The following is a 16,380-nucleotide window of genomic DNA, read 5'->3' as shown; positions in this document are numbered from 1 at the left end:
GGATGCGAGAATGTCGCCATGACCCCCAAGTCTCAAGCCGATATGGCAGAAGTAGATTTCACAGAAGTAATCTCAAGGATGAAATCTGAGCGACCAATAACCTTAGATTTCAATACTTCTGCACCACGCCCAGAACCGACCTTAGATGAAGCGCGCACCGAGTTAGCAAATTCGATCGGCGAGATCGCTCACAAGGTTTTCTCAAAGAAGTATGGTCCACTCGTTGGAACTGTCACAAAGACAACCGCTGAGACTTTGTTAAAGAACGTGGAAGAGAATCTTTATCGCGCCAAAGGTGATGCCACCTTAATTATTCAAGAGTTGGTCGACCGAGCATTTACTTCACCAAAGAAAAAGAAGAAGTGAAGCCAGTAGTAACTGTTTATTCACGCAGTGGATGTCATCTATGTGAGAACGTTGAAGTAACTTTGGCGGGGCTGACAGAAGAACTCAATTTTGATTTAGAGATAAAGCTGATTGACGGAAGTCCAGAGTTAGAAAAGTTATATGGACACGAAGTTCCGGTGATTCATATCAATGGCGAGCATCATGACTTTTTCAGAGTGGATGTAGAGCGCTTTAGATCTTCCCTTGAAATACATCATCAGCGTCGATAATTCGATATGAATAACCTTGCTCGGCAAGGAAGCGCTGACGGTTTTGCGCGAAATCTTGATCGATAGTGTCGCGCGAAACAACTGAGTAAAACTTAGCGCCACGGCCATCTGCCTTGGGACGCAAGATTCGCCCTAAGCGCTGTGCTTCTTCCTGACGAGAACCAAAAGCGCCAGATACCTGAATCGCAATGGTTGCCTCTGGTAAATCAATAGAAAAATTGGCAACTTTTGAAACAACTAAACACGTGATCTCACCGGTGCGAAATGCAGCAAAGAGCTTTTCGCGCTCTTTGATTGGTGTCTCACCTTTAATTACTGGCACACCAAGCGTCTCTGATAAATCATCTAATTGATCAATGTATTGACCGATAACTAGAATTTGCTCGCCTGCATGTAGGCCAACAAGTTCTTCAACAACATCACGCTTAGTGCGGGTAGTTGCGCAGTAGCGATAACGCTCTTCTGGCTCTGCTGTTGCATAGGAAAGGCGTTCTGCTTCGGTCAGATTTACACGAACTTCAATACATTCGGCAGGTGCGATATATCCCTGGGCTTCGATCTCTTTCCATGGAACGTCAAAGCGCTTTGGACCAATTAGCGAAAAGACCTCGCCCTCCATGCCATCTTCACGAACCAACGTTGCAGTTAGCCCTAAACGGCGGCGCGATTGAATATCAGCGGTAAAGCGAAAGATTGGTGCTGGCAGTAAATGAACTTCGTCGTAAATGATTAAGCCCCAGTCATGGGTATCAAAGAGATCAAGGTGTGAATAGACACCATTCTTCTTCTTCGTCATAACCTGATAAGTCGCAATTGTGACTGGGCGAATCTCTTTCTTAGCACCTGAGTATTCGCCGATCTCATCTTCATTAAGCGTTGTGCGGCGAAGGAGTTCTTCACGCCATTGGCGCGCTGCAACTGTATTTGTAACCAAAATCAAAGTTGTTGCTTTGGCATGTGCCATTGCTGCAGCACCGACAATTGTCTTTCCGGCGCCACAAGGAAGTACAACAACGCCAGAACCACCGTGCCAGAAACCTTCGGCAGCTAACTCTTGATAGGGACGAATTTTCCAGTCGCTCTGCTTTAGCGCGATTTCATGTGCTTGGCCGTCAACGTATCCTGCGAAATCTTCTGCCGGCCAACCTAAACGCAGAAGTGATTGTTTGATCGCACCACGTTGGCTGGGATGAACTGCAATAGTTTCCGGATCGATTCGAACACCGAGCAGCGGTGCAATCTTCTTGGCGCGGATAACTTCTTCAAGTACACCGACATCTGTAGTCACAAGAATCAAGCCATGTACTGGGTCGGCTTCAAGGCGCAAACGGCCGTAACGCGACATGGTTTCGGCAACATCTACAAGAAGAGAATGTGGCACCGCGTAACGCGAGTATTTAATTAAAGTATCGATGACTAGTTCAGCATCATGGCCGGCAGCGCGCGCATTCCATAATCCAAGGTTTGTTAAACGGTAGGTATGAATATGTTCAGGCGAACGTTCGAGTTCAGCAAAAGGTGCAATAGCGCGACGACATTCCGTCGACATCGGATGATCAATATCTAGCAGGAGCGTCTTATCGCTCTGAACAATTAGCGGGCCTTCGCTCATTTCAAGAGATCCTTTATTAGAGCATGCAGAAGCGCACTTCGTTCTTCGATAGATTTCAGACTTAACCATTCATTTGGTGCATGTGCTCCGCCACCAACAGCGCCTAAACCATCTAGTACTTGTGCACCAGCGGCCGCGGCAAAGTTGCCATCGCTTGCGCCACCGACTTCAGCGCAACCAAGAGGCGCCATGCCGATCTCTTTCGCCACACGTTCTGCGCGCTCATAAAGTTCTTTTGTTGATGAAGGTTGTAGCGGCGGACGATTTAAACCACCTGTTACTTCAATACGTGCTCCAGAAACCGTGGAAGGTAGCGCTTTAATCGCCTTATCAATTCGCTCTAGTTCGGCCTGTGAGAAAGAACGGGCATCAATTTCTAGCACCGCTAAATCAGGGACTGTATTTGCGCTGTTTCCAGAACGCAGAAGTGTCGGGACCACAGTTGTTCCATGAGCCGAATCTTCTAACGCAGATAACTTCAGAATTAAATGTGCGATCTCAACAGTTGCGTTGACGCCCTTTTCTGGTTCAAGGCCGGCATGTGATGCCAGACCATGTGCGCTGACCTTGTACATCGCGGTGCCTTTGCGCCCGGTCTTCACTTTTCCATTAAGCGATGCTTCTAGAACTAAAACCGCTTTAGCCTTGGCGGATAAATCCATAATTAATTTGCGTGATGCAAAACTTCCGGTCTCTTCATCAGTTGTTGCAATAAGTGCCACGCGATTACCAGCTTCAGAGATTCCCTTAAGTGCGTAGAGAGCTTGAACAAATCCCGCCTTCATATCAAATACTCCGGGGCCGCGAACTACATCGCCATTTACTTCCCAGAGCGGTGAGTAAGAACCATGTGGCCAAACGGTATCGAGATGGGCCAAAATTAAAATCTCGGGTGCATCTGATCCCCACCAGAAAACTGGTCGGCCTTCGATCTCTTTTATTTGCGCAGGTGTTCCAAGTACGCGCGTTGAAATATCGCTAGCTAAACGAACAACGTTGCGACAGGCTTCAATATCTTCGCTCGGTGATTCACAACGAACCAACGCTTCTATCGCCGCCAACATAGGGTCAAGTCTGCCGTATTTATCGCTATTGGCGCTCGTCATATCGAAGCCACACCTGTAATACGAGCGATCCGGAAGCTCTGAACTTCTCCTGTCGCGTGATCTCGCGCGACAAGTGAGCCAGCAGAGAGTTTCAACGGATCGATTATTCGATGTGAGACCAGACCATTGTTATCGGCGTAACCAATTGAAAGAGATGTGGCTGGTTGGTTCTGCAGATAATCAGCCAAAATATCTAAAGTTTCATTCGCTGTTGTTCGAGGAAGTGATCCCAGTGCATTGGAAGCGATATTTCGCATTGTGCTTTGGCGATGGCTAGATTTTTCGCCAGTGCGCAGCGCACGGAGCGCACCTTCAAGTTGAATCTCATCTGGTCGCTCGAACTCACCGATAATTCGTGGCGGACGAGCTTTTGTCTTAGCGCGTTGAATTCGCGGTCCGCTCAGCAAAGCGCCTTGCGAATCTTCGCCTGCTGGTAAGTATCCAAAGCTGCGCAAGATGTTCATGGCATCGCCAGCATCGTGTTGGCAGATTAAAACTTCTGGGGCAATCTGGCGCAGCGATAAGAGATCTAAACGCTTATCGTTCATGATCTGCGCGATAAGCGCAGAATCTTCACATCGAATAAACGCAGATGTATTTCCAACGCGCAACTTGCCATGCTTCTTCGCAACGTCTGCAATCAAATACTCAAGTGGCTGAGGCATCGGAGTCTTGGAAGTCTTCTTTAAGAACGCCTTAATTTCATCGCCACTTCGGCCATGATCCAATCCACGTCGAATTGTTGCTTCACTAAAGCGATAAACAGTTGCACCACCGCGACTTTCAATCTCTGCCAAGATCGCAAGCTCTTGCGCGATTTCATGTTCCAGCGGTCCGGGCGCAATTGCGGTGTGATCGCTCTGAATAAGTATGTGATCAACTGGTTTAGGCAGATCTTCATTAATACTTTCTAACTCACCGCCTGCTAAGAACTCGATGCCATATTTCGAAATTACACCTTGGCCGGTAATTCCAAGCCATTCTGATTCGCGCAGCGCCCATTGCAGATAATCGGTTGGTATTCCATTGCTGCGCTTTGCCGGCATATGCCAAGTGGCAAGAGTTGCAAATGAGTTGAACTCAGGCGCGACTGATGGGTTATCGGAAAGTAAGCGAAGCACCAACTTACGGATTGGCGCTGCAGATACGCGATCTAACTCTGGCCCAAGTGGAGCAACATTCTTACTCTCAACTTTTCCAACTAATCCACTAACACGAGAGGTAATTAGCCACGGCGAAACTAGAGATTGCCATCTCGCAGATGGCGTTTGCATCAACCAGATATCAAATTGGGTAGTTGGAAGAATTCGATCATCTGCATCAATTGTTACAAGGCCTGCAAGATAGGAAACCTCAGCGATAAAGGCGGCACATGAGGTATCGACGCCAAGATGGGCTGAGAGAACTTTCAGATCGCGAACTCCTAAACCACCAGAGCGCAGCGCATCGGCAGGCTCTTGCGCCCAGAAATTTAGAATCTCCTCTGTCCATCTAAGGAAGGTGGTGATATTTGCGATCGCAGCTAACTGCACGCTCTTGAGATCGCGTTTCTCAGTTTTCAAAGTAGGTTCTTGGACTTGTAACTCTTTATGTAACTTGCCACCACGAAGCGCAAGAGCAACTTCGCGTACCAATAAAACTGTCTTGGTATTGGCGGCAACTACGAAGTTATTTTCAAGTAACCAAGCAACGCCGGCACCAGGCTTCTTAACATCTGCAACAGTCCCGCGCGGTGGACCCCAGACCATCGCCTCGAGCGCTTTCTGTGCCGCAGGTGGTGCTTCATCTAAGTGCTTCAGATTTAACTTCACAACAGTTTGTGGACCAAGCCCTTGTATTTCATTGCCCAGAACTTCGCGAACGGTGGTCGGAATATAGAAACCATCTTTACCTTGATAGATAAGGCCGCGTTCTAGCAAGCCTGGAATAACAAAGAGCGCTGCCTTATCGGTTAAAGCGGCGATAGTTTTTTCAGTAAATGGTTCAGCAGCGATCGCGCAGGCTTCCAGTACTTGATATTGCCAGGCGTTTAACGCATCAATGGCGCGCGCCAGGCTGGGCGCAGAAGATGCACGCACTGCAAGAGACGCCACATCAGGTGGAACTGGTGTTACTAAATCTGGGCGATGTGAAAATAAGGAAATTAGGGCAGCGTCATCCAAGGTACGTAAGTAATCTGCAAAGGAGCGCGTTTCCATAACTTGCCTACATTACTGGCAAGTGACCGCTTCGCGCGAACTGTAAGAGTTATCTGGATTCTCTGCGTGGAGTTAAGCGAGTTCCCAGCCAGGCAGCGCGCGAGACGATCGGACCCAGATAGCGATTGATAGAGCGCATTCTGCGGAAGTCATGGATCGGCCAATTCTCCTTAAGTGCACGAATTCTTAACTTTGCATCAGGATTAATTGCAGATGGATGGCCAACGCTTTGAAGTAAAGGAAGATCATTGTGGCTATCGGAATATCCAAAGCAATCGGCTAGAACAAATCCGCGCTCTTTAGCAATCTCTTTAATTGCAACTGCTTTCTCTTTACCGTGCAACAGGGGACCGTTCATAGCGCCGGTGTAATGGCCATCAACTATCGCCGCCTTGCTGCCAAGAGCGCCTGTGAATCCAAGTCGTTCTGCGATAAGTGTCGCCATATCTTCCGGAGCTGCGGTAACCAACCAAACTTCTACGCCATCATTTAGATGTGCTTGCGCGATTTCGATGGTTCCTTCCCAGAGTGAGGGCGAGACGTATTCGTCATAAATTTCTTGAGCAACAGTTCTAATCTCAGAAACGTTATGGCCGCCGATAAAGTCTTGGGCAGATTTTTGAAAGCGATTTATCTCATCCTGCTTTTCAGTCCCCGTTAATCTAAATCTCAGATTGGCTAATACAAATCGCGAGATATCTGATTTTGTGAAGAAACCACGTTGGTACATGCCGCGGCCCAGGAAGTAAATTGTTGAGCCACGAACCAAGGTGTTATCGACGTCAAAGAACGCTGCGCGTCTGACGGTGAGTGACATGTCACTACCCTAGCGATTATCACCGCTATTTCTCGTTTAATCCATAGCCTTCAGACGCTTTATGCTTAGCGCTATGAGTACAACGGTTCACATCGCGCGACATGGTGAAGTAGAGAATCCTGAGAAAATTCTCTATGGACGTCAACCAGGTTGGAGACTTTCAACGCGCGGACAGCAAATGGCTGAAACTCTCGGTGAATGGTCTAAATCTATAAACCTCGGCGCGCTCCATGTCTCACCGCTACAACGTGCGCAAGAAACCGCAGCACCAATTGCTCGTGCACACGGTATCGAGATAACAACTGATGAGCGTTTAATTGAAGCTGCCAATATCTTTGAAGGAAAGAGTTTTGAACTAGGAAGCGGAGTACTAAAACACCCATCTTCTTGGCGCCATTTATACAACCCATGGAAACCATCTTGGGGAGAACCGTATGAAGAGCAGATCAACCGCATGCTTGCCGCAATCTTTGCCGCGCGTAAGGCTGCCAATGGTAAAGATGCGATCGTGGTTTCTCATCAACTTCCAATTTGGATTTTAAGAAGTGCAATCGAAGGTCGATCTCTTTTGCACGATCCAAGAAAGCGGATCTGCACACTCGCTTCGGTGACCAGCGTTCACTTTGATGACGAAGGCGTTATTTCTGGACTTTCTTATTCTGAACCAGCCGGACATTTACTGCCCGAGAAGAAATAAGTAATGCGCAAAAGACTTTCTAGCCTTGCACCACTTCTGCTTATCGCATTTACTTTAACTGCGTGCGGTGGCGGAAGTTCGATAGCGGAAGAAAGTTTTATTGAGGGCAGTGGGGCAGTCACCAATATAAATTTGGAGGATCGCAAAGCAGCGCCGGCGCTATCGGGGATGACGCTAACGGGCAAGACTTTTATCTTTAACCCTGGACAAGTTGCGGTAGTAAACGTTTGGGCTTCTTGGTGTTCACCATGTCGCGCAGAGATTCCAACGCTGATCGAACTTTCTAAGCAATATCCCAACGTGCAATTTATGGGGATATTGACTCGCGATAACCCAGTAAATGCGGAAGCCTTAGCGCGCAGATTAAATATCCAATATCCAACATTTATCGATGATGCGCTCTTGCTGGGCTTTAAATCTACACTTCCTGCAAATGCCATTCCTTCTACTGTTCTGATCGATAAGAACGGAAATGTTGCCGCACGAATCTCTGGTGAAGTAACACTTACTTCGCTAAGCAAAATAATTAGAAAGTTAGAAGCAGAATGATCGACTTTATTGTTGATCAGTTATTTGGTGGCTATTTCATCGCCGCTCTGCCCTTCGCAATTTTTGCCGGCATCATCTCTTTTCTATCTCCCTGCGTACTGCCGCTAGTTCCGGGCTATCTCGCATACGCGGCAGGTTTTTCAAGATCTCGCGGTCGAGTTTTCTTAGGATCAATTCTCTTTGTTGCCGGCTTTAGCGCGCTCTTTATCTCTTACGGTGCGCTCTTCGGCGGAATCGGTTCTGAAGTATTTGCACGAGAAGAGTTGATAACTCGAATTCTCGGTGGTTTAACAATTCTCTTGGGTCTGCTCTTCATGGGTATCTTTCCGATGGCACCAACTTTTCATCCCCGTATCTCAACAACTGGTGGGTTAGTTGGCGCCCCACTTCTGGGATTTCTCTTTGGTATCGGCTGGACGCCATGTATCGGACCTGCGCTAGCAACGGTACAAACTCTGGCATTTCAAGAATCAAGTGCGGCACGTGGAGCAATTTTATCGCTGGGTTATTGCATCGGTTTAGGTGCACCATTTATCGCAACCGGACTCTTTCTAGATAAATCAGAGAAGTTACGTAAGTTCTTGGTTAAACGCGGTGATTTGATTTCAAAGATCGGTGGAGTTATTTTGATTCTGATCGGCATCGCGCAATTACTTGGTCTCTGGTCTGATTTGATGGCCTCACTTCGCTCTGTAATTTCAGATTTTGCGCCGGTGATCTAATGAGTAGCCAAGTAGAAGTTCCCGAGCTCGGCGCAGGCGGTTTAGCGCGCTTTGCTTGGCGCCAGTTAACAAGTATGCGCACTGCGCTAATTCTCTTGATGTTGCTCGGTGTTGCTGCGATTCCAGGCTCACTTGTCCCGCAACGCAGCCAGAACCCAATGGCGGTGCGGCAATATTTTATTGATGATCCGCAGCTAGCTCGCTGGATTGATCGCTTCTCTGGTTTTGAGGTTTATTCATCGCCTTGGTTTAGCGCTATTTATATTCTGCTCTTCATCTCTCTAATTGGTTGTGTATTACCTAGATCGGTTGAGCATTTCAAAGCGATGCGCGCCGTGCCTCCTGCAACTCCAAAGAATCTTTCTCGCATGGAGTTCTTCACTTCTTTTGATGGTGATAAATCTCAATTCGACAAAGGCGCTGCTTGGTTAAAGCGCAAGCGTTTTCGAATTCGCTACGAAGTTGGCGCAGTTTCTGCAGAGAAGGGTTACTTGCGCGAAACTGGAAACCTCTTATTCCACCTCTCACTTATCTTGATTTTGATTGGCGTCAGCGTGGGATCGCTCTTTGGAATGCGCGGTGAAGCGATCGTAAATAAGGGTGAGAGATTTATTAGCGTTCCTACTTCGTATGACACATTGTCATTTGGAAAGTTAGTAGATGAAGATGTAATCGATCCATTTATCGTTGAGGTTGAGGATTTCCAAGCAAAGTACGATCCGATTACAAATGCTCCACGTGATTACACGGCAACGGTTCGTGTAACAAATCCAGGTGAGGAGAACTCTGAAGTAAAGACGCTTAAGGTAAATAGCCCACTAACTTTTGGAAATACCCGTGTTTATTTACAGGCAAATGGTTATGCACCAATTGTTACAGTGCGTGATACGGCAGGATTTGTTGTTTTTCAAGGGCCAGTTACCTTCTTGCCACAAGATGGAAATCTAAAATCAATCGGTTCGATAAAAGTTCCTGATGCACGTCCGCAGCTCGGCTTCGTTGCCAGTTTCTTACCGACTTATGCGCGCTCTGCAGTTGATGGTGGAATTTCACTCTTTCCTGAGGCGCTAGATCCAAGACTTCTATTCTCCATTTGGGAAGGTGACCTGGGTTTAGATTCAGGAATCCCACAATCTGTTTATCGCATTGATACTTCAGAGATGTCTCGGATCGCCCTTAGCTCACTTAAACCAGGTGAAACCTTTAACTTCAGCGCTGGCTCAATTACCTTTGAAACTTTTGTACCTTGGATAAACCTGCAAATAGTTAACGATCCCGGCAAGGAATACGCGCTCTATGGCGCGATCGCCGCAATCCTTGGTCTGCTTGCATCGCTCTTCGGAAGACGCCGTCGTATTTGGATCAGGATCACACCGTCTGGAGTTGTGGAAGTAGCAGGGCTAGCCAAGAATGGTGCCCCAGGACTTGAAGAAGAGATCGCTTCATTAACCGCGCATATGAGAGATGAGAAGTAATGCAAACAACTTGGGCATATATCTCTAATTACTCTATTTATTCGGCTATGGCAGTTTTTGCGCTCTCTTTCTTAGCCCATGCCTTCGAGACTGCTTGGGCAGTGCGCTCACCAGAGCTTGCTGATAGCGCGATAGGAAATACTTTAACTAGAACTTTTGATTACACGCGAACCGAACGTGCAGCGCGAATTGCAACTGCGATGATGGTTTTAGGGTTTCTCTTTCTCTTCGCTGGCGTTATCGCGCGTGGAATTTCCAATGGCCATGTCCCTTGGGGAAATATGTATGAATTCTCAATCACCGGTGCGCTGGCATTTACCGGCGCATATCTAATCGCTTTACGTAAACACGATCTGCGTTGGCTTGGGCTATTTGTATCTATTGCAGTCTTGTTAACGCTCGGTACGGCAATTACTTTGCTTTATCGCGATAGCGCACCTTTAGTACCAGCGCTGAAATCTACTTGGTTGGTTATCCACGTCGTTGCCGCAATCATTTCTGGTGGCGTCTTCTTGTTAGCGAATGTAATCGCAGGCGCATTTCTTTACTTAGATTCAATGGAGAAACGTGGCGATCGTAAACCTTGGGCCAAACGTCTTCCATCGCTTGAGACGCTAGATCAACTCTCTTATCGACTCGTTGCGTTTGTCTTTCCACTTTGGACCTTCTCAGTTATCGCGGGTGCAATTTGGGCAGAGAGCGCATGGGGGCGTTACTGGGGTTGGGATCCAAAAGAGACTTGGGCCTTTATTACTTGGGTTGCCTATGCCGCATATCTTCATGCGCGCGTAACTATTGGTTGGCGTGGACGTCGCGCTGCTTGGCTCTGCTTATTTGCAGGCTCAACATTTCTATTTAACTATGTATATGTAAATGTTTGGGGAACTGGAAAGCACACATACAGCGGTCTTTAAGAGTTAAATACTAAAGGCGACGCAAGAAATCTGGGTCATCATCCGGAGGCAAGATTCTGCGCTTTGGTGGACGAGGGCCTTTATCTCTGCGGGTGCGACCAATAAATAGATAAGCGATAGCTCCAAAAGCTGAGAAGAACAAAATAATTAGCAGCCAACCCCATTTAGGAAGTTTCTGAATTAGCGACTCATCTCGTTTTGCGCAATCAATAAAAGAGTAAAGAGTTAAGGCAAGAGATGCGATAACAAAGAGCGCTTGAAATCTGAGCATGGGTAGAGTCTAGCGAAAGTTAGAGGACTAGGCCGAGTGCAAATAGGGCGGCAAAGAGCATCTGCAACTTGCCGGTCTTTGCCAGAAGTGGAATCAGCGCTGCGCCAGTTGTCCCAGCCCAGACCGAACGTGTCAGAGATGCGCTTAGGGGCAGTGCTAGCAAAGTAAGTAACGCAAAAGGCTCGAAGGTAAGCAGAGCAAAGAGGTGGGCCGATACAAAGAGTGAAATGTAAAGGGCGCGCGCACCTTTATCTCCCAGCCGCACCGCCATCGTGCGTTTTCCAACTAACTCATCCTCGGCGCGATCTCTTAAGTTGTTAATTGCCAGGATCGCACATGCCAGAGAACCCATCGGAACTGCCACAATAAATATCTGCAAATTCAACTCTTCAGTCTGTACGTAATAACTTCCAACAGTTGCAACAATCCCAAAGAACACAAAGACTGAAATGTCTCCTAAGCCTTTATATCCGTAAGGGCTAGAACCACCTGTGTATCCCCAAGCAGCCGCAATGGCTAGCGCACCGACTGCAATTAACCACCAGGAAGTTTGAATCGCTAAGACAAGTCCAGCGATAGCCGCAACGAAGAAGGAGATAAAGGCAGCGTTCTTCACAGATTTTGCACTAGCCAGACCGCTTGCGGTTAAACGGATAGGGCCGATACGAGAATCATCGGTGCCGCGGATTCCATCTGAATAATCATTTGCGTAATTAACGCCGATTTGCAGCGACAAACTAACTAAGAGTGCGAGTGCAGCAGGGACTGGTTTCCAGTCACTTCCTGCAAAGGATGTAGCAACTAACACTGGAGCAATAGCTGCAGCAAGTGTGCGCGGGCGCGCACCGAGGATCCATTTATTAGCCATGGTTTGCCTCGGTCGCGAGCTCGGCAAGTTTGCGGCGATCAATTTTGCCAAGGGCGGTACGGGGGAGTTGGCTTACATATAAGAAGTTCTTGACCTTTGCCGCTTTTGAGATTTGTGAAGAGAGATATTCATTTATCGCAGATTGCTCTGGCTTAACATCGCCAGCAATTGCTAATTGAAGTGATTGACCCCATTGTGAGTCAGGCACTGCAAATGCTGCACAATCAATTCCGGAGAAAGTTGTTGAAACGATTCTTTCGACTTCAGCTAGCGAGATATTTTCGCCACCCGAGATAATTAGATCATCACTTCTGCCGGTTACGATAAGTTTTCCATCTACGAGATGTCCAACGTCAGTGGTTACAAAGAAACCATTACGAATTTTCTCATCCCAAGATTTTTGATCATTTAGATACGTTGTGGCTAGCGATTTACTAGAAATTGAAATAATTCCAAGATCGTCAATTTCAAATTCGGTTCCGTCAAGCGGTGTTCCGTTGTAAATACATCCACCTGATGTTTCGGTCATTCCATAAGTCTCAATTACCTTGATACCTGCGTTATATGAGGCTTCACGCAGTTCTGCAGAAAGTGCCGCGCCTCCCACCAATACCGCTTGCGCGGAAATCAAATGTTCCAGCAGATCGCTATCGCCATTTAGCGCACGAAATAGTTGAGTCGGCACAACTGCAGTGAAATCAGCAAAAGGGTATTTGCCAATAATTTCTCGCGCATCAATTGGCACCGTTCCAAGCTCTAAACTTCTAACTAAAACATTTATTCCAGCGATATGAGTTAACGGCAGCAACAACGACCAGATCTGCCCTGGCTTTGCACCAACAAATTTATTTGCGCTCTTGGCGCTCTCTAAAAGTGCGCTGGCGGATAAACCAACTTCCTTAGCTAACCCAGTTGATCCACTGGTATTGACTACTAGCGCCACGCGATCTGGGGCGCCGGCGACTGAAACCGGGCCAAGGGCCAGAGCCGGGCCTTCTCCAATAAGAGCTTTGGCAAGGCGCGCCATTAACTCGGCGAGGTCCCACGTGGGATCTATCGCACGAATCTCTCGTTGTGACGTCTGCTCCATTGCACGCGTAGGCTATCGCTCGAAGTCGAAGATGGAGGAATCGTGAGCAAGCCGATCAAGCGTGAATTTGGTAACCGTTCTATCCCTGCGTGGGCAACTGGCGCAGGTGGAGAGAAATTTACCGATATCACCTATCAAGTAGGCGACGGCATGGCCAAGATCGCGATCAATCGACCAGAGGTGCGCAACGCATTTCGCCCCCAAACAATTATTGAATTACAAGAAGCTTTCTCACTTGCGCGCGATAACTCAGATGTCGGCGTAATCATCTTTACCGGAACCGGCGATGAAGCCTTCTGTTCTGGCGGAGATATCAGCGTGCGCGGAGATGACGGATATCTCGGCGAAGACCCTTTGGCACAAAAAGGTATTGGCCGCCTAAATGTTTTAGATCTACAAATTCAAATTCGTCGCACACCTAAGCCAGTTGTTGCAATGGTCGCGGGTTGGGCAATTGGCGGCGGACATGTTCTGCACGTCGTTTGTGATTTAACAATTGCAGCAGATAACGCCAAGTTTGGGCAGACCGGCCCAATGGTCGGTTCATTCGACGGCGGTTACGGTTCAGGTTTACTTGCCGCAAGCGTTGGACAGAAGAAGGCGCGCGAGATTTGGTTTATGACTCGTCAATACGATGCGCATGAAGCGCTCGCGATGGGACTTGTTAACACTGTTGTTCCACTTAAAGAACTTGAAGCCGAAACAGTTTCCTGGTGCCGCGAAATGCTGCGCAATTCTCCACTCGCACTTCGCTTACTTAAATCTTCAATGAACGCAGCCGATGATGGCCTTGCCGGAATTCAACAACTGGCTGGCGATGCAACGCTGCTCTTCTACTTAAGTGAAGAAGGTCAAGAAGGCCGCGATGCTTACAAGGAAAAGCGCGCTCCAGATTTTGGAAAGTTTCCCAAGCGTCCCTAAATATGTCGCAAGAACTCTTCTCCACAATGCGCGTTGTTGCGCTACCTACTAAGACAAACTTCCGCGGGATAAATATCCGCGAAGTAGCGCTCATTCAAGGTGAGGCTGGATGGGGAGAGTTTTCACCATTTCTGGAATACCAACCAAGTGAATGTGTACCTTGGCTGCAATCTGCAATTGAAGCCGCAACCAAGCCATGGCCAGAACTCAAGCGGAGCAAAGTAAAAGTAAATGGAACTATTCCTGCGCTAAATGATCCAAATGAAATCGAACAAATCATCGAAACTTTTCCTGGGGTTAATACTTTTAAAGTAAAGGTAGGCGATAACTTAAGTGAAGATATCGCTCGCCTAGCCAAAGTTCGCGCGCTTCGACCAAACGCTAAATTGCGAATCGATGTAAACGGGAATTGGATCGTTACAAATGCAATAACTAACCTGCAAGCAATATACGAAAACATTGGTGCGATTGAATATGTCGAACAACCTTGCCAGAGCGTTGAAGAGCTGCGCGAATTAAAGGCAAAGTTAAAGGTTGATATTCCGATCGCTGGCGATGAAATACTTAGAAAATCTGCTAATCCATTTAAAGTAGATTTAAACGATGCAGTTGATATCTTGGCTCTAAAAGTGCAACCACTAGGTGGAATCGTGCGCGTACATCAATTAGCGCAGCACCATAATTTACCTATCGTCGTTTCCAGCGCCCTAGAAAGCGCTGTGGGAATTTCCCACGGTCTGGCGCTGGCCGCCTCATTTAACGAGATGAATTTTGATTGCGGACTTGCCACAGGTTCCTTGCTTTCAGCAAATATTGGTGAGCTGCCGATTGTTAACGGAGAAATTGAAGTAAAGCGAATCGATCCAAATTTCGAGGGCTTGGAAGTTTCACCAGAGAGATATAAATGGTGGCAAGATCGCCTAATGAAGACTTGGGAGCTAATCGCATGAACCAAGCAACTCAACTTGCTCGGGTAATCATTCGCCAAATTCTTGAGGCTGGAATAACTGATGCAGTTATTTCACCAGGATCTCGCAACGCACCTTTATCTCTTGCACTCGTTGCGGCACAAAAGCGCGGCTTGATTAAGTTACATATCCGCATCGACGAACGCACTGCTGCTTTCTACGCACTCGGTTTAGCAAAAGCCAGCAATCGTCCAGTGCCAGTTATCTGCACTAGCGGAACAGCCGTTGCTAATTACCACCCAGCAGTTTTGGAAGCATCACACTCAAATATTCCGCTCTTTGTAATTACTGCAGATCGTCCAGCCGAACTACGTCGAACTGGTGCCAACCAAACAACTGAGCAAGCACGCATCTTTGGCAAAGCAGTTCGTTACTTCTCTGATGTTTCTGGCGGGGCCTATCCGCTAGAACTTCCACTTAACGCCCTGCAAACCGGACCTGTCCACATCAATGTGCAATTTGAAGAACCACTTCTTGGCGACGATAACGATGCGTGGCTCGATGGTTTAAAGGTAAATCCACCAAAAGTCTTTGATCGCAAGAAAGCCGGAACTCTCGCAAGTAAATCAACACGTGGCTTACTAGTAATTGGCCATGATCGTGGTGGACTTGAAGTTGCCGCAGTTAGCGCATTTATTGAATCTCTCGGATGGCCGGTAATCAGTGAGGATCCACTGACATTTGCACAGGCAAACGCCCACGCCAGTTTATTCCTAACGGCAACACCAATCGCTAAAGATTTAACTCCAGATACTGTGATCGTTATTGGCCGCACAACGCTGTCTAGATCAGTTAACGCACTCATTAAATCTGCACGTTCAACATTTGTTATTGATCCGCGCATTGCAACAGTGGATTCCGACCGCGCGGCAGATAAGCGATTTACCGATCTTCCAGAACTTTATGTTGCGCCTGCCGATCTGGAATGGATTGCTAAATGGCAGAAATATTCTGAACGCACTGCAAAAGTTGTCAAAGATATTTCAATCTGGTCTGAACCACTGATCGCTCGTGAGATTGCAGCCAACCTTCCTGCAGAAACGGCAATATTTATTGCATCATCGCGTCCGATTAGAGACCTTGAAGCTTTTGCAGCTGCACGATCAGGAGTCATTACCTATGCCAATCGTGGGCTTGCAGGCATTGATGGAAATATCTCAACCGCAACCGGAATTGCAACACATCACGGTTCGGCAATTGCAGTACTTGGAGATTTAGCTTTCTTACATGACTTAACTGGGTTAATTCATCACGACCAGGTAAACCTCAAGATCTTCGTTGTAAATAATGATGGTGGCGGAATTTTCTCAACTCTGCCACAACGCGGAGTAGAAGGATTTGAAGAAGTTTTTGGAACACCACACGGGCTAGACCCTGCGGCGATTGCGAAATCAATGGGAATCAGCGCAAAAACTATCGATAACACCGCAGAATTAAGTAAAGAGATAACTGCACCAATTAAGGGGCTAAGCGTTGTAGTCCTGGATGTTCCTAACCGTGAAGCAAATGCCGATCTAATTAAAGATCTGGCAGAGAAGATGAAATCGCTTTAAAG

General features: G+C 47.4%; 17 protein-coding genes. 10 read left to right on the top strand and 7 right to left on the bottom strand.

The window, feature by feature from the left end:
• Window positions 1-18 precede the first annotated feature (18 nt).
• Window positions 19-366, top strand: coding sequence for a hypothetical protein (locus tag A1sIIB60_RS06305; RefSeq protein WP_095689511.1), 348 nt, complete (start codon window positions 19-21; stop codon window positions 364-366).
• Window positions 363-617, top strand: a complete 255-nt coding sequence (locus A1sIIB60_RS06300) for a glutaredoxin family protein (protein ID WP_095689510.1) — start codon at window positions 363-365, stop codon at window positions 615-617. Before A1sIIB60_RS06305 ends, A1sIIB60_RS06300 begins: the two co-directional genes overlap by 4 nt.
• On the opposite strand, the gene A1sIIB60_RS06295 is transcribed toward A1sIIB60_RS06300, so the two are convergent.
• The 4 genes from A1sIIB60_RS06295 to A1sIIB60_RS06280 are packed head-to-tail and all read right to left on the bottom strand — an operon-like array spanning window position 580 to window position 6,350.
• Window positions 580-2,229: a DNA repair helicase XPB gene (locus A1sIIB60_RS06295; RefSeq protein ID WP_095689509.1), complete on the bottom strand. Its 1,650-nt coding sequence runs from the start codon at window positions 2,227-2,229 to the stop codon at window positions 580-582. The genes A1sIIB60_RS06300 and A1sIIB60_RS06295 overlap by 38 nt on opposite strands.
• Entirely contained in the window at window positions 2,226-3,335 is a 1,110-nt protein-coding gene (locus tag A1sIIB60_RS06290) for a M20/M25/M40 family metallo-hydrolase (protein ID WP_223298676.1), read from the bottom strand. The genes A1sIIB60_RS06295 and A1sIIB60_RS06290 overlap by 4 nt, the downstream gene beginning before the upstream one ends.
• Window positions 3,332-5,533, bottom strand: coding sequence for a helicase-associated domain-containing protein (locus A1sIIB60_RS06285; RefSeq protein ID WP_095689507.1), 2,202 nt, complete (start codon window positions 5,531-5,533; stop codon window positions 3,332-3,334). Before A1sIIB60_RS06285 ends, A1sIIB60_RS06290 begins: the two co-directional genes overlap by 4 nt.
• A gap of 49 nt (window positions 5,534-5,582) precedes the next feature.
• Window positions 5,583-6,350 carry an HAD family hydrolase gene (locus A1sIIB60_RS06280; protein ID WP_095689506.1) on the bottom strand — a complete coding sequence of 256 codons (768 nt, stop codon included), beginning with the start codon at window positions 6,348-6,350 and terminating at the stop codon, window positions 5,583-5,585.
• Between the two features lie 73 nt (window positions 6,351-6,423).
• Between A1sIIB60_RS06280 and A1sIIB60_RS06275 the strand changes: the two genes are divergently transcribed.
• Genes A1sIIB60_RS06275 through ccsB form a run of 5 tightly spaced genes read left to right on the top strand, consistent with a single transcriptional unit; the run spans window position 6,424 to window position 10,707 of the window.
• Window positions 6,424-7,047: a histidine phosphatase family protein gene (locus A1sIIB60_RS06275; RefSeq protein WP_095689505.1), complete on the top strand. Its 624-nt coding sequence runs from the start codon at window positions 6,424-6,426 to the stop codon at window positions 7,045-7,047.
• Between the two features lie 3 nt (window positions 7,048-7,050).
• Entirely contained in the window at window positions 7,051-7,596 is a 546-nt protein-coding gene (locus tag A1sIIB60_RS06270) for a TlpA family protein disulfide reductase (RefSeq protein ID WP_095689504.1), read from the top strand.
• A complete protein-coding gene (locus tag A1sIIB60_RS06265; protein ID WP_095689503.1) occupies window positions 7,593-8,318 on the top strand; it encodes a cytochrome c biogenesis CcdA family protein in 726 nt (241 codons plus the stop codon). The genes A1sIIB60_RS06270 and A1sIIB60_RS06265 overlap by 4 nt, the downstream gene beginning before the upstream one ends.
• On the top strand, window positions 8,318-9,793 hold the full coding sequence (gene resB / locus A1sIIB60_RS06260) for a cytochrome c biogenesis protein ResB (RefSeq protein WP_095689502.1): 1,476 nt from the start codon (window positions 8,318-8,320) through the stop codon (window positions 9,791-9,793). The genes A1sIIB60_RS06265 and resB overlap by 1 nt, the downstream gene beginning before the upstream one ends.
• Window positions 9,793-10,707: a c-type cytochrome biogenesis protein CcsB gene (gene ccsB / locus A1sIIB60_RS06255; protein WP_095689501.1), complete on the top strand. Its 915-nt coding sequence runs from the start codon at window positions 9,793-9,795 to the stop codon at window positions 10,705-10,707. Before resB ends, ccsB begins: the two co-directional genes overlap by 1 nt.
• 10 nt (window positions 10,708-10,717) lie before the next feature.
• Here the strand turns inward: ccsB and A1sIIB60_RS06250 are convergent, their stop codons facing one another.
• From A1sIIB60_RS06250 to A1sIIB60_RS06240, 3 genes are read right to left on the bottom strand one after another with little or no spacing between them, the layout of a single operon-like run.
• The gene (locus tag A1sIIB60_RS06250) at window positions 10,718-10,978 is read right to left on the bottom strand and encodes a PLD nuclease N-terminal domain-containing protein (RefSeq protein WP_095671601.1); all 261 of its coding nucleotides are present in this window, start codon (window positions 10,976-10,978) and stop codon (window positions 10,718-10,720) included.
• A gap of 19 nt (window positions 10,979-10,997) precedes the next feature.
• Window positions 10,998-11,846 carry a 1,4-dihydroxy-2-naphthoate polyprenyltransferase gene (locus A1sIIB60_RS06245; protein ID WP_095689500.1) on the bottom strand — a complete coding sequence of 283 codons (849 nt, stop codon included), beginning with the start codon at window positions 11,844-11,846 and terminating at the stop codon, window positions 10,998-11,000.
• Window positions 11,839-12,936, bottom strand: a complete 1,098-nt coding sequence (locus A1sIIB60_RS06240) for an AMP-binding protein (protein ID WP_095689499.1) — start codon at window positions 12,934-12,936, stop codon at window positions 11,839-11,841. Before A1sIIB60_RS06240 ends, A1sIIB60_RS06245 begins: the two co-directional genes overlap by 8 nt.
• Before the next feature lie 81 nt (window positions 12,937-13,017).
• On the opposite strand from A1sIIB60_RS06240, the gene menB reads away from it, so the two are divergent.
• The 3 genes from menB to menD are packed head-to-tail and all read left to right on the top strand — an operon-like array spanning window position 13,018 to window position 16,378.
• On the top strand, window positions 13,018-13,857 hold the full coding sequence (gene menB / locus A1sIIB60_RS06235) for a 1,4-dihydroxy-2-naphthoyl-CoA synthase (RefSeq protein ID WP_095689657.1): 840 nt from the start codon (window positions 13,018-13,020) through the stop codon (window positions 13,855-13,857).
• A 2-nt stretch (window positions 13,858-13,859) separates the two neighbouring features.
• Window positions 13,860-14,807, top strand: a complete 948-nt coding sequence (locus A1sIIB60_RS06230) for an o-succinylbenzoate synthase (protein ID WP_095689498.1) — start codon at window positions 13,860-13,862, stop codon at window positions 14,805-14,807.
• Window positions 14,804-16,378 (top strand): 2-succinyl-5-enolpyruvyl-6-hydroxy-3-cyclohexene-1-carboxylic-acid synthase, encoded by a 1,575-nt coding sequence (gene menD / locus A1sIIB60_RS06225; protein WP_095689497.1) that lies wholly within the window; start codon window positions 14,804-14,806, stop codon window positions 16,376-16,378. Before A1sIIB60_RS06230 ends, menD begins: the two co-directional genes overlap by 4 nt.
• Window positions 16,379-16,380 lie beyond the last annotated feature (2 nt).

The sequence above is a fragment of the Candidatus Planktophila lacus genome, from assembly GCF_002288385.1.
In the GTDB taxonomy this organism is placed as follows: domain Bacteria; phylum Actinomycetota; class Actinomycetes; order Nanopelagicales; family Nanopelagicaceae; genus Planktophila; species Planktophila lacus_D.
This window is presented reverse-complemented; position numbering and strand designations above follow the sequence as displayed.

Excerpts from the sequence above, each read along its gene's own strand:
- A1sIIB60_RS06280 (WP_095689506.1), bottom strand. The coding sequence starts at position 6,350 with ATGTCACTCACCGTCAGACGCGCAGCGTTCTTTGACGTCGATAACACC.
- A1sIIB60_RS06270 (WP_095689504.1), top strand. The coding sequence starts at position 7,051 with ATGCGCAAAAGACTTTCTAGCCTTGCACCACTTCTGCTTATCGCATTT.
- A1sIIB60_RS06240 (WP_095689499.1), bottom strand. The coding sequence starts at position 12,936 with ATGGAGCAGACGTCACAACGAGAGATTCGTGCGATAGATCCCACGTGG.
- A1sIIB60_RS06290 (WP_223298676.1), bottom strand. The coding sequence starts at position 3,335 with ATGACGAGCGCCAATAGCGATAAATACGGCAGACTTGACCCTATGTTG.
- A1sIIB60_RS06230 (WP_095689498.1), top strand. The coding sequence starts at position 13,860 with ATGTCGCAAGAACTCTTCTCCACAATGCGCGTTGTTGCGCTACCTACT.
- A1sIIB60_RS06305 (WP_095689511.1), top strand. The coding sequence starts at position 19 with ATGACCCCCAAGTCTCAAGCCGATATGGCAGAAGTAGATTTCACAGAA.
- A1sIIB60_RS06275 (WP_095689505.1), top strand. The coding sequence starts at position 6,424 with ATGAGTACAACGGTTCACATCGCGCGACATGGTGAAGTAGAGAATCCT.
- menD (WP_095689497.1), top strand. The coding sequence starts at position 14,804 with ATGAACCAAGCAACTCAACTTGCTCGGGTAATCATTCGCCAAATTCTT.
- ccsB (WP_095689501.1), top strand. The coding sequence starts at position 9,793 with ATGCAAACAACTTGGGCATATATCTCTAATTACTCTATTTATTCGGCT.
- A1sIIB60_RS06295 (WP_095689509.1), bottom strand. The coding sequence starts at position 2,229 with ATGAGCGAAGGCCCGCTAATTGTTCAGAGCGATAAGACGCTCCTGCTA.
- A1sIIB60_RS06245 (WP_095689500.1), bottom strand. The coding sequence starts at position 11,846 with ATGGCTAATAAATGGATCCTCGGTGCGCGCCCGCGCACACTTGCTGCA.
- A1sIIB60_RS06285 (WP_095689507.1), bottom strand. The coding sequence starts at position 5,533 with ATGGAAACGCGCTCCTTTGCAGATTACTTACGTACCTTGGATGACGCT.
- A1sIIB60_RS06265 (WP_095689503.1), top strand. The coding sequence starts at position 7,593 with ATGATCGACTTTATTGTTGATCAGTTATTTGGTGGCTATTTCATCGCC.
- A1sIIB60_RS06250 (WP_095671601.1), bottom strand. The coding sequence starts at position 10,978 with ATGCTCAGATTTCAAGCGCTCTTTGTTATCGCATCTCTTGCCTTAACT.
- resB (WP_095689502.1), top strand. The coding sequence starts at position 8,318 with ATGAGTAGCCAAGTAGAAGTTCCCGAGCTCGGCGCAGGCGGTTTAGCG.